Source organism: Planctomycetaceae bacterium (assembly GCA_041398785.1).
Taxonomy (GTDB): Bacteria; Planctomycetota; Planctomycetia; order Planctomycetales; family Planctomycetaceae; genus JAWKUA01.
Genome location: JAWKUA010000005.1, coordinates 213,779 through 226,104 on the forward strand (window position 1 = coordinate 213,779; position 12,326 = coordinate 226,104).

A 12,326-nucleotide genomic window follows, 5' to 3' on the forward strand; every position below is an offset into this window, starting at 1 on the left:
ACTGGTGAAATCTTATCTGCCGATTGCCTTACATGCCCCGCCGTTCGCGGTAGTCCAGTTGACCTCGCCAGCCAAGTTTCCGGTGCAGCGTTGCGTAGTAGCTGTGGCCGGGAAAATGCACCAGCTTGAACGTCTGCTGCGCACGGCGGATCAGGATCTGTTCGTTCTCCGAAACATGGCGGTGAATCTGGCCGTCAATCACCAGCATTCCGCCATCCGGCGAGTCGGAAACCGACAAGCCATAGGTTCGGTCGGCGGAATCGACGATCGGCCGCACTGTCAGTGTGTGAGGACAAATCGGTGTGATGCAGAACGCCTGCAGGTCCTGTCGCAGAATCGGCCCGCCCGCCGACAGGTTATGCGCCGTCGACCCGACCGGAGTGCTGATGATCAGGCCGTCGCAACTGAACGTCGTAACGGGCTGGCCGTCAATTTCCAGAGCGACGTCCAGCATCTTCAGCGATTTTCCCGAAGTCATCGTCGCTTCGTTCAGACCCAGATTCCGTTCCACCGTCCCGTCGGCCAGTCTGTGTTCGCATTCGAACATCAGATGCTCAACGACGCGGTAATCGCCGGACTGCAACTGCCTCAGGTTGTCGCAGAAGTCATCAGGACTCAGGTCGGCCAGAAAACCGAGCCGTCCGACATTGACGCCGACGATGGGAATCTGGTTCGCTCCCAGTTGTCGGCATCCGCGCAGAATCGAACCGTCGCCGCCGATGACGACAGCGACATCCGCCTCGGTCGACTCGGGGACTGTCTCCGTTCGTGAATACTCGCCGATAACCTCAACGCCGGCCGTGCGGCGAGTGTGCTGCAGCAGGTCGCTCCACGTTGACAGCACTTCCGGACGATCACTGCCCGTCAGCACAATCAGTTTCAGCAAATCGGCGGGCATGTCCGCGTTGTCCAAAGGGGAAAAGGAATGACCTGGAACCGGAAGATGCTACGCAATGAACAGCCGCATTCCCAACGCGCGGTATTCAAACCGAGGCCGTCTTCTTAACCTGCCGCCATGCACCCGATTCTGTGGCCACAACAGCGAAATCCCGCGGAAGCGGCATTCGAACATGCGCCACGGCTGAAGGATGCGTGGACGTTCAGCAGCCAGCGCCTTGCATTCGTCTGTGATCTGCTGGACGAAAAAAGTCTCCCTGCCGAAGTGGCCGCCGTCGCCGCTTCCGGATCGCTGAGCCGCATGGAAGCTCACAGCCGCTCCGATCTGGATCTGCTGATTGTTGTCGACGATCGCCGCTCCGCCATCGACACACGTCGCGAACAGCAGATTGCCAGTGATGTCTGGTCGCGCCTGAAGGACTCCGGTTTCCAACTGCCCAGGACCGGCGGCATTTTTTCCAAATGCGCGCGATGGTCCGAGCTTGTGGACGAAGCGTCGCGGGGCATCGTCGACGCGGATCTGACAACCTTTGGTCAGCGGATGCAGTTGCTGGCGGACGCTCAACCGCTGGCGAGGCACGATCAGTTCGTTGAGTTGCAGGATCAGATTCTGGCCTGGTATTCGGAAAATCGCATTGCCGCGCTGTTCGGCGAAGCGGGGACGTTTCACTGGCTGTGGCAGGACGTTCAGCGGTATTGGCGAAGCCTCAGATCCCGGTCAAGCTGGCTGTACCTCGACGATCGGCCGAAGGCGATGGAGATCAACCTGAAACTTCGATCCAGCCGGCTGGTGATCGTCGCCGCGTTTCTGCGAGCGATCTCGGACGCTCATTGCAATGCCGATTCCCCGGAAATTCAGCGGCAGCATCTGGCGCACAGCCTGCGCTTGACGCCGCTGGAACGGCTGGCCGCGAATGCCGAAAGTTACACTCGCCGCAGGCTGATTTCCGCCTACGAAACGGCCTGGAGCCACATCACTGACGCACCCGCTGAGTGGCAGACGGCGACGTCGATTCCTCCGGCGATCGATCACGCACTGCGGGAACTGCGAACCGCGGTGCTCGACTGCCTGCCGTCGTCGCAAGACGACAGCGACCGCAGCGGCTGGATCTTCTGATGTCGTTCATGATTCGTCCCGGAATCCCGCTCGTTCGAGGGCTCCTGCACCTCCCTCTTCTCGTGCCAGGGCTCCAGCCCTGGAACGAGGCGAACGAGACGAGGGACCGGATGTTCGCAGTGATGGACCGGGCAGTGTCACCGACAGGGCAGTGTCACCGACAGGGCAGTGTCACCGACAGGGCAATGTCACCGGAAGCACACGCGACTCGGCAGGAGCTTCGCCCTCCCTGCCCACGGATAATCTTTTCTGCCGGTCGCCCTGGAAGCCTTCCGGACCCGTCTCGGAAACTCGACGCTACGGATTCCCGCTGCCGACAACGTTGTCGACGATCTGGTTGCCGCCGCCGCCTGACACCTGAAGCGCCGCCGCTGCGTCGTGAGAGTCGGAATCGGAAAGAATCAGGCAATCCGAAACGCGGCTTTGCGAAACGTCTTCCAGCAGCAGACCGCGCGGCGAGCAATCCAGGATCGAGCAATTCGTGACGTTGAATCGGCGGCAGTTGCGAATTTCCACCGCTGCGTTCCTGCCGGTCGCACCCTGAATCTGGTTCCCGCTGAAGGTGCAGCCGTTGCAGTTTTCGAACAGCAGAGCATTCATCGCCGTGCTTCCGTCGCCGTAGTGGTAACGCGGATTGCGTTCGAAGACGTTGTTCGCCACAACGATGTTCGCGCTGTTTGCAACCTTCAGGTTTTGCGAGTAGCCCTTCCAGCACGTGTTGCCCGTGATCGTCACGCCGCGGGCATTTGTGACTTCCACATTGACCTGCACGTCGGACAGAACGTTGTCCGCGATCGTCACGAATCCGTGCCGTGTTTCGTCGGTAAACGAAACCGGATTGCTGAGCCCGTTGAAGCGAATGTTGGCGGAATCGGACGCTTCGTGAGCATGCTGGATCGTACAGCCGACAATGGCGACTTCCGCGATCGAGCCACCCGTCGAATCCAGCCACACGTTGGCCGACGGAGCCGCATCGGGGCTGCCCATGTTGCCTTCGATGTCGCAGGTGCCGATCTGAATGTTGCGAACATCGCCGCCTTTCACGACGACTCCGCCCTGCTGGTTGTAGCTGATGTGACAGCCGACGATGTTCGACTGATGCAGACTGACGGAGTCGTAGAACACGCCGGCTCCGCGATTTTCGTAGATGTGGCATTCGGAAATGATGACGTTGCGATTGCGATTCACCAGATGAATTCCGTGCAGCGATTTGCGAATGACCGTGCGAGTCACGGTAAGCTGCATCGTGCCGTCGGCTTCGATACCGCAGGCGTCCGGATGGTTTCCGACAATTTCGATGCCGTCGACCATCGGTGTCCGCTGATTCAGCCAGACGTTATCTCGAAACGTCGTCGGACTGGCGGTGCCGTCGTGAGTCCCCACAAACCGAATTGCCGGCCCCGGCCCGTCCATGACGATCGTGGCTGTGCCGTCGCCGGAAATCGACGTCGGACCGACTTCGTCCAGATTCACGACGATCGGCTTCGTGATTCGATAACGACCCCGGGCCAGATGAATCTGCTCGCGTCCGGCGTCAATCTGCGCCTGCAGAAGGTCGGTCACGTCGGTGACGCCGTCTCCCGCCGGCCGCGGTGTTTGATCGGGTGACTGTGCCGGGAACAGCGGTTCGGCGGCGGCGTTCGGCGATTCCAACCAAATGCCGCAGACGGAAGCGACCACGATCAACAGAAAAACAATGGCAGACCAGCGGACAAACATTCGAACATCGCGGGACATGGCGCGGCCTTTCCGGATTCGTGGGACACGGTGCGTCGGCGGATTCTGACGGCGGCAGTACGATCCTGCCGGCATCATTCTGACACCGTCGCCGTCGATCGCAATCTGACGGAAGGACGCCTGTCGCGGCGGCCGGCGCGTGATCCCGGTCACTCATCCGTTTCTGCACGGTCGGACCACCATGCCTGAACCGCAGTCGTCCGCACCGAATCGGCAGTATGACCGGCGATGCCACTGCGGCAGCGTGGCTTAGTTGTTTTGTTCCGACAGCTTCATTCGCAGGAACGATTCCAGAAAGACGTCGATGTCGCCGTCAAGGACCGGTTGCGGGTTGCCGACTTTGGTGCCGGTACGAGCGTCCTTCACATATTGGTCGGGATGCAGGACGTAATTGCGAACTGTGGTGCCTCCGAAACCGATTTTCGACTTGGAACCTCGCCGCGCGGCAATCTCCGCGTCGCGTTTTTCCATTTCGATCTGATACAGCTTGGCCTGCAGCATTTTGCGGGCGGTGGCGCGATTCTGGTGCTGGCTGCGTTCGTTCTGACACTGCACTACCACGCCGGTGGGTTCGTGAGTCAGCCGGATGGCGGAATCCGTCTTGTTGACCTTCTGACCTCCCGCGCCGCCGGCGCGGTAGGTGTCTTCCCGCACTTCTTTATCCCAGTCGATTTCCACTTCGAAATTCTCGTCCAGTTCCGGGCTGATATCGACTGCGGCAAACGCCGTGTGTCGGCGGCCGGCGGAATCGAACGGACTGATCCGAATCAGCCGGTGATTGCCGGTTTCGCCCTTCAGATAACCGTAGACGTAATCGCCACTGATCAGCAGTGTGGCACTGCGAATACCGGCTTCTTCGCCTTCCGAAAGATCGATCTGTTCCACTTTCAGATCGCTGCGTTCGGCCCAGCGAATGTACATCCGCATCAGCATTTCGGCCCAGTCCGCCGAATCGGTGCCGCCTTCACCTGCCTGAACCTGAACGTAGGCGGAACACGCGTCTTCGGGTTGAGACATCGTGGCCTTGAGTTCGACGCGGTCGATTTCGGATTCCAGCCGTGCGACGGTGGCTTCCAGTTCGCGCGCGCTGGCGGCGTCTTCTTCGGCGAATTCCAGCAGCACCTGCATGTCGTCGGAAGCCGTCACCAGCGCTTTAAGCGGGCTGACGACGGCCTTGAGTCGCTGCATCTCCGCGACGGTTTGCTGAGCGGCGTCCGGATCATCCCAGAACGACGGCGCGTTCATGCGGTCGTTGATCGCGGCGAGATTCTTCTGCTTGCCGGCCAGGTCAAAGACAACCTCGCAGGTGAGCAATTCGCTGAGTCAGTTCTTCGCACTTGTCTCGCAATTCCGCTTCCATCGTTCCGCTTTCGTCCGATCTGAATTCGTTCGTTCTTCGCCACGGCGGCCACTGGCCGCGACGGCTGCCGCGGCGTCATCATTCTCCCCCGCGCAAGCCAGGGGCGGGGATTTCAACAGAGTCCGCCGGAAGTTGCAAACCCGGTTCCGAGTGCCGCTCGCCGAACAACCGGACATGCGCGTTCGGTTAACGAGACCGCGCGAGCCGGTGATTCGGCAGCACCGCGTGGCGACCGAAGTCGTGCTACGGCGTTGATCCACCTCCGAAACCTGCGAGACTTCCCGACGCTTTGTTCGCCGATTTGCGAAATCATCGTTCATGCCGTCTCCTGCCAATGCCACAGACAATCCGCTGGCCACGCCGGTTCAGTTTGTACCGACGGTTGGCCCGCAGAACGCAAAACTGCTGGCGAAGCTGGGAATCCGCACGGTTCTGGACCTGCTGTTCCACGTTCCTCACAGCGTCAACGATTTCAGCGACGTTCGGCCGGTGCCGAAGCTGGAGGCAGATGTCGAGCAGACGGTTCACGGAATTGTCGTTGACCGCGACCACCGCAAGCTGACGAAGGGACGTTCGATCGTCGGGATTCTGCTGGACTGCAACGGTCATTTTGTGCGGGGCGTCTGGTTCAATCAGCCGTGGATGCTGAAGAAGTTCAGTGACGGCGACCATCTTGTGTTCAGCGGCAAGCCGTCACGAAGGCAGGGGCGCTGGGAATTCGGCAACCCGCTGGTGCACGTACTCTCGGCCGATGACGACATCGAAAACGCCGCCGGTGTTCTGCCCCGATACGCTCTGACCGACGGCATCAAAATGGACCAGATGCGACGCATGACGAAAGCGGCAGTGGAAGCGTTCGCCGGTTTTGTGCCCGATCCGCTGCCGGAGTTTTTTCGTGAACACCATCGGCTGCCCGCGCTGCAGACCGCGCTGCACTGGCTGCATGCGCCGCCGTCAAGGAAGCAGTTTGACGCCGGCCGGCATCGAGTGCTGCTGGACGACCTGTTTGAGTTTCAACTGGGACTCGCGCTGCGCCGCCGCGTGTGGAGTCATTCGTCGAAAGCGTGGCCGGTCGATGTCAGCGCCAAGGTGGATTCCCGCATTCGACGACTGTTCGACTTTCGGTTCACCAACGGTCAGAACGCTGCTGTCAGGGAACTTGCGGCGGATCTGGCGAAGGATCAGCCGATGCATCGGTTGCTGCAGGCCGACGTCGGCGCCGGAAAGACGGCCATTGCCGTATATGCGATGCTGGCGGTTGTGGCGGCCGGTTATCAGGCCGTTCTGATGGCTCCGACAGAAGTCCTGGCGACTCAGCACTGGCAGACCTTCGAAGAACTGCTGGCTCACAGCCGAGTCAAACGGGGCTTTCTGCTGGGAGGACTGCCGGCGGCAAGGAAACGCGATTTGCTGCGGGACATCGCGTCCGGCGACTGCCAGTTGATCATCGGAACTCAGGCGGTGATTCAGGACGCAGTGAACTTCCATCGACTGGGTCTGGCCGTCATCGACGAACAGCATCGGTTCGGTGTGCGTCAGCGAGCCAGCTTCGGCGGCGGCGATATGAGTCCTCACGTGCTGGTGATGACAGCGACACCGATTCCCCGCAGCCTGTGTCTGACTCAATTCGGCGACCTGGACGTTTCGGTGATTCGCGATCTTCCGCCGGGGCGTCAGAAGGTCGTCACGTCGCGAGTCACCGCGGAACCGGATCAGCTTCGAGCGTGGGAATTCATCAGGCAGCAGATTCAGAAAGGCCGGCAGGCTTACGTGGTCTGTCCGCGAGTTGAAGGCCGCGACGACGAAGACGATGCCGCGGCGGAAACCGTCTTCGAAAATCTGCGGCGGCGCGAACTGGCGGGACTGAAGGTGGATCTGCTGCACGGACGCATGGACCGCGAGACTCGCGGACGGGTCATGGAACAGTTTCGATCGGCCGACACAGATGTTCTGGTCAGCACGACGGTCATCGAAGTGGGAGTCAACGTCCCCAATGCAACCCTGATGGTGATTCAGCAGCCGGAACGATTCGGTCTGGCTCAGTTGCATCAGCTTCGCGGCCGCATTTGTCGCGGCAGTTTTCAGGGCTATTGTTTTCTGATGTCCGCCGTTGATGCACCGGACGCTGTCGAACGGCTGACCGCGCTGGAACAGTCCTCGGATGGTTTCGCCCTGGCAGAAAAGGACGCGGACCTGCGCGGGCCGGGCGACGTGCTGGGAACGCGTCAAAGCGGATCTCTGCCTCTGCGCTGCGCTAATCCGCAGCGCGATCTGGGAATCCTGCAGGTTGCTCGACGGATGGCTCAGGAACTGGTCCGCACAGGGCAGTTTGATGAACCGGAGTTCCGCCCGCTGAAGTCGATTGTCCTGGAACGCTTCGCCGACGTGCTCGATCTGCCGCAGACGGGATGACACGGTTCAACGTGCGTCAACCGGCCGCTGCGGCGGATCCGGAATTCCCATGATTGACTGCATCGTGTCTGCCGGTGCGATATAATGCGGGCGATTTGAATTCCCATGAGACTTCTCACCATGCAACACCAAAATTCCATCGCCCGGCGCTGGTTTCTTTCCGACTGCGGAGTGGGACTGGGCGCTGCGGCATTGTCGCAATTGCTGACGTCGAGTGCTCGCGCGAATGACGTGAACGATCCTCTGGCCGTTCGCGATCCGCACTTCGAACCGAAAGCAAAGGCCGTCATCCATTTGTTCATGGCGGGTGCTCCCAGCCAGTTGGAAATGTTTGACAACAAGCCGACGCTGGCGGAACTGGAAGGCAAGCCTCTGCCCAAATCCGTCATCGGTGACCAGCGGTATGCGTTCATTCAGCCGGACGCCGCTGTGCTCGGTCCGCGTTTTTCCTTCAGTCGCCACGGAGACAGTGGCGCGGAGCTTTCCACCGCAGTGCCTCACCTGGCGAATGTGGCGGACGACATCTGTCTGATCAAATCGCTGCACACCGATCAGTTCAACCACGCTCCCGCGCAGCTGGCGCTGAATACAGGCTTCTCGCAGCCCGGTCGGCCGTGCATGGGATCGTGGGTGTTGTATGGACTGGGGTCGGAGACGAAGGATCTGCCGGCGTTTGTGGTGATGAGCACCGGTTCGGGACTCAGCGGCGGAGCGGCGTTGTATTCCAGCGGATTTCTGCCGACCGTTTTTACCGGAACGCGTTTTCGCAGCCAGGGCGACCCGATTCTGAATGTCGCCAGCCCGGCGGGAGTCAGCGACCAGGTGCAAAGCGACACCTATAATCTGATCAACAGTCTGAATCGCCGCCGCCTGGAGGCTCTGCATGACCCGGAAATCGCAACTCGGATCGCGTCGTTCGAAATGGCGGCAAGGCTGCAGACGTCGGCTCCCGAATTGATGGACCTGAAGCAGGAAACGCAGGCGACGCTGGACGCGTATGGCTGCAATCCCGACAAGCCTTCGTTCGCGCGAGCGTGCCTGCTGGCTCGCCGAATGGTCGAACGCGGTGTTCGGTTCATCAACATCTTTCACGAAGGCTGGGACGCTCACAGTGATGTCGAAGGGAATGTCAAGAACAACTGCGGCATCACCGACCAGGCATCCGCCGCACTTGTCGCGGACCTGAAGGAACGCGGCATGCTGGACAGCACGCTGGTGATCTGGGGCGGTGAGTTCGGCCGCACGCCGATGGTCGAGTCCAATCCGGCGCTGGGACGGTCGCTGGGCCGCGACCATCATCCTCAGGCATTCACCGTCTGGCTCGCCGGCGGTGGCATCAAACACGGAATGACGCTGGGTAACACGGACGAGTTCGGGTTTCATGTCACCGAATCCCCCGTTCACATCCACGATCTGCAGGCCACGGTTCTGCACTGCCTGGGACTCGATCACGAGCGGCTGACGTTCCACCTTGCCGGCCGCGATTTTCGTTTGACCGACGTTCACGGCCAGGTCGTGAAGGAAGTGCTGGCCTGAACCTGCTGTCGCCCGGCGAACATCCGGCGCTGAACCGTGTCGTGATGTGAAATTCGTAGTACTTCCGCGTTGCGCAGCCCAGCGGGTGTGCGATCCACGGCAGCGACGGCAGGTGACGCATTCAAGGGCGATTTCACAGCGAATGTCCAAACGCCGACAGAAGTCCAAAACCGGGAAGAAGCATCGCGTCGATGTGCGTCGCAACAAGCAGACTCGCGTGCGCGATCAAAACCTGACGCACGAACTGCTCAACGACGAAGTCGCGGCGGAAGATGCCGTCAGCGGTCAGCGCCTGTCCGGCAAGGGCTCTCTGACACGCCGGCGCACGCTGGTCGGGACCGAAGCTGACGGTGACCAGATTCTTCGGGCGGTCGACGACGACGACTGCCGGCCTGGCCGCGTCACCAGCTTCATCGGTCTGAACTGCCGGGTTCAATGCGATGACGATGGCCGCACATACGAATGCACCGTCCGCGGCGTGCTGAGAAGTCTGGCTCGCGACAGCCGCAACGTTGTCGTCACCGGCGATCGCGTTTTGTTTCGCCAGGAAGGCGATGACTATCAGGGTGTCATCGAACGCATCGAACCGCGCCACGGCATTCTGTCCCGCAGCAGTCAGGGTCGTGAACACATGCTGGTGACGAACATCGACCAGGTGCTGATCGTGGCGTCCGCGGCGGAACCGGATCTGAAGACAAACCTGATCGACCGCTACCTGCTGATGGCCGAACGGCATGAAATCAAAGCCGTTATCTGCATCAACAAGGCGGATCTGGTGGACGGCGTTTCGCTGCAGGGAGTCGCGGGAATGTACGGCCGGCTGGGATATCCGGTTGTGCTGAGCAGCACGGTGGACGGACGCGGGATCGATCAGCTTCGCCGCCTGCTGGCCGGCAGAGAAACCGCCGTCAGCGGCCAGAGCGGCGTGGGGAAGTCGTCGCTGCTGAATGCGGTTGATCCGACTCTGGAACTGGACACCTCCGACGTCAGCGACTGGAGCAGCAAAGGCCAACACACGACCCGGCGAGCCCGGCTGCTGCCGATCTCCGACGGTGGCTGGGTCGCGGATACTCCCGGCATCCGGCAGTTCGAACTCTGGGATATCGGCCTGGAAGAAATCGACGGCTACTACATCGAGTTCCGGTCGTTCATTCCGTACTGCCGTTTTGCGAACTGCAGTCACACACACGAAACACATTGCGGTATCAAGGACGCGGTCGAAGCCGGTCTGATTTCTCCGGTGCGCTACAACAGCTACGTCCGGCTGCGCGAAGACGACATCTTCGTCTGGAAAAACCCGGCCCGCGGAACGTAGCCGCGTGAGATCTGAAATCTGAAATCTGAAATCTGAGATCTCCTCCACAACGACACTCACGCAGCCACGGTCGCCACGCAGCCACGGTCGTGAAGAAAACGATCGACGAAAGCCTGTCGTTCGCCGCCCATCGCTTGCAACGCGACGATGAATCGGATTCCATAGGCAAGCTCAGGAAACAGGGCAGGCTTCCTTCGTCACAACACCGGCGCCGTCAGGTTGCGTGAAGCGTTTCATGCCGGCCGGTTTCCTGAGACGCCCCGAAGTCGATTTGATCCCTGACCGTTCCATCCAACTCACAATTCCGAGGGAGTAACAGCCATGAGCCGACTGACTCGACGATCCTTTGTAAAGACCACCGCAGCGGCGACAGCAGCGTTCGGGCTGGCTCCGGCGATCGGCCGGTCGGGTGTATCTCCTAACGAAACGATCGGCGTTTGTGTCGTGGGGGTTCGAGGCCGCGGCGGCAGTCACATCGGTGCGTATCTGGACGATGCTCGCACGGAAGTCCGGATCATCGTCGACGTCGACGAAGAGGTCGGCAACAAGCGCTGTGATGAGGTCGAAAAGAAGCAGGGGACGCGACCAAAGCTGGTCACCGACATGCGGCGAGCGTTCGAAGACAGCTCCGTTGACATCGTCAGCACGGCGACGCCCAACCACTGGCACGCGCTGACAGGCATCTGGGCCATGCAGGCGGGCAAGGATGCTTATGTCGAAAAACCCGTGTGCCACGATGTCCTGGAAGGAACCGCAATGATTGCCGCGGCTCGAAAATACAACCGCATGTGCCAGGTGGGAACGCAGTGCCGTTCCAGCAAAGCCGTGCAGGATGCCGTGAAGTTCATCGCGGAAGGCGGCATCGGCGAATGCAACTTCGCTCGCGGATTGTGCTACAAGCGTCGAGCATCCATCGGTGCTCTGGGCAGCTACGAGGTTCCCGCCAATGTGAACTTCGACCTGTGGAGCGGTCCGGCGCAGTTCACGGACCCGAAGCTGACTCGCCCGCAGTTCCACTATGACTGGCACTGGCAGCGGCTCTACGGCAACGGCGACCTGGGAAATCAGGGTCCGCACCAGACCGATATCGCTCGCTGGGGACTGGGCCTGGACCGTCATCCGAACGCGATCCTGACCTATGGCGGCCGGCTCGGCTATCAGGCGGAAAAGAACGATCCGGCCTTCGTGGATGCCGGCGACACCGGCAACACGGAAGTGTCGATCTACGACTACGGCAACAAATGCATCGTCTTCGAAACCCGCGGCCTGAGCGTCAATGATTCGGACGACGAAGAACTAAACAAGCTGTTCCAGAGCACCAAAGGCAACAAGATCGGCGTGGTGTTCTACGGGTCCGAAGGCTACGTCGTGCAGCGCGAGTATTCGCTGTGTACTCACTACGACAAGGACATGAACGAAGTGCAGAACTTCACCGGCGGCGGCGATCACTTCGCCAATTTCATTTCCGCCTGCCAGAGCCGAAAGATGGAAGACCTGAACGCCGATGTGCGCGAAGGACACCTGTCCGCCGCCATCAGTCATCTGGGCAACATTTCGTATTACCTGGGTGAAAACAACAAAGTCGATGCCAGCGAGATCGCTTCCGCTCTCAAGAGCATCAACAGCCTGGACGACAACGACGCGACTCTGGCCCGCACCGTCAGTCATCTGGAAAAGAACGGCGTCGATCTGAAAACCACGCCGATGTCACTGGGACCGATGCTGGCCTTTGATCCGGAAAAGGAACAGTTCACGAACAACGCTGCCGCGAACCCGTACCTGACTCGCGAATACCGCGAACCGTACGTCTGCCCGAAAGCTGACCAGGTCTGACACGTCTGGCAACGCCCGCAGCAAACGCGTCCTGCCGACGACCGCCGGATCGAACGGAAACCGGCGGGACGCGCCGGTTTCCGGTCGTCGCGCAGGCGGTCCACCGTTTGCAGTCACGT

8 protein-coding genes are annotated in these 12,326 nt (G+C 60.6%); 5 read left to right on the forward strand and 3 right to left on the reverse strand.

The window, feature by feature from the left end; translation table 11 throughout:
* Positions 1 to 28: 28 nt before the first annotated feature.
* Entirely contained in the window at positions 29 to 898 is an 870-nt protein-coding gene (locus R3C19_07950; GenBank protein ID MEZ6060276.1) for an NAD(+)/NADH kinase, read from the reverse strand.
* A gap of 117 nt (positions 899 to 1,015) precedes the next feature.
* Here R3C19_07950 and R3C19_07955 point away from each other — a divergent pair, with 117 nt between their 5' ends.
* A complete protein-coding gene (locus R3C19_07955; protein ID MEZ6060277.1) occupies positions 1,016 to 2,014 on the forward strand; it encodes a nucleotidyltransferase domain-containing protein in 999 nt (332 codons plus the stop codon).
* Between the two features lie 297 nt (positions 2,015 to 2,311).
* Here the strand turns inward: R3C19_07955 and R3C19_07960 are convergent, their stop codons facing one another.
* Together R3C19_07960 and prfB are read right to left on the reverse strand one after the other, a co-directional pair.
* Complete coding sequence (locus tag R3C19_07960; GenBank protein MEZ6060278.1) at positions 2,312 to 3,751, reverse strand: right-handed parallel beta-helix repeat-containing protein; 1,440 nt, start codon at positions 3,749 to 3,751, stop codon at positions 2,312 to 2,314.
* Positions 3,752 to 4,000: 249 nt separating this feature from the next.
* A protein-coding gene (gene prfB, locus R3C19_07965; GenBank protein ID MEZ6060279.1) for a peptide chain release factor 2 occupies positions 4,001 to 5,111 on the reverse strand; the annotation gives its coding sequence in 2 pieces (ribosomal slippage) (positions 4,001 to 5,041 and positions 5,043 to 5,111; 1,110 coding nt in all).
* A gap of 318 nt (positions 5,112 to 5,429) precedes the next feature.
* Between prfB and recG the strand changes: the two genes are divergently transcribed.
* From recG to R3C19_07985, 4 genes are all read left to right on the forward strand, one after another.
* Complete coding sequence (recG, locus tag R3C19_07970; protein ID MEZ6060280.1) at positions 5,430 to 7,523, forward strand: ATP-dependent DNA helicase RecG; 2,094 nt, start codon at positions 5,430 to 5,432, stop codon at positions 7,521 to 7,523.
* A gap of 120 nt (positions 7,524 to 7,643) precedes the next feature.
* Positions 7,644 to 9,059 carry a DUF1501 domain-containing protein gene (locus R3C19_07975; GenBank protein ID MEZ6060281.1) on the forward strand — a complete coding sequence of 472 codons (1,416 nt, stop codon included), beginning with the start codon at positions 7,644 to 7,646 and terminating at the stop codon, positions 9,057 to 9,059.
* A 142-nt stretch (positions 9,060 to 9,201) separates the two neighbouring features.
* Positions 9,202 to 10,374: a ribosome small subunit-dependent GTPase A gene (gene rsgA, locus R3C19_07980; protein MEZ6060282.1), complete on the forward strand. Its 1,173-nt coding sequence runs from the start codon at positions 9,202 to 9,204 to the stop codon at positions 10,372 to 10,374.
* A gap of 321 nt (positions 10,375 to 10,695) precedes the next feature.
* Entirely contained in the window at positions 10,696 to 12,207 is a 1,512-nt protein-coding gene (locus R3C19_07985) for a Gfo/Idh/MocA family oxidoreductase (protein MEZ6060283.1), read from the forward strand.
* Positions 12,208 to 12,326 lie beyond the last annotated feature (119 nt).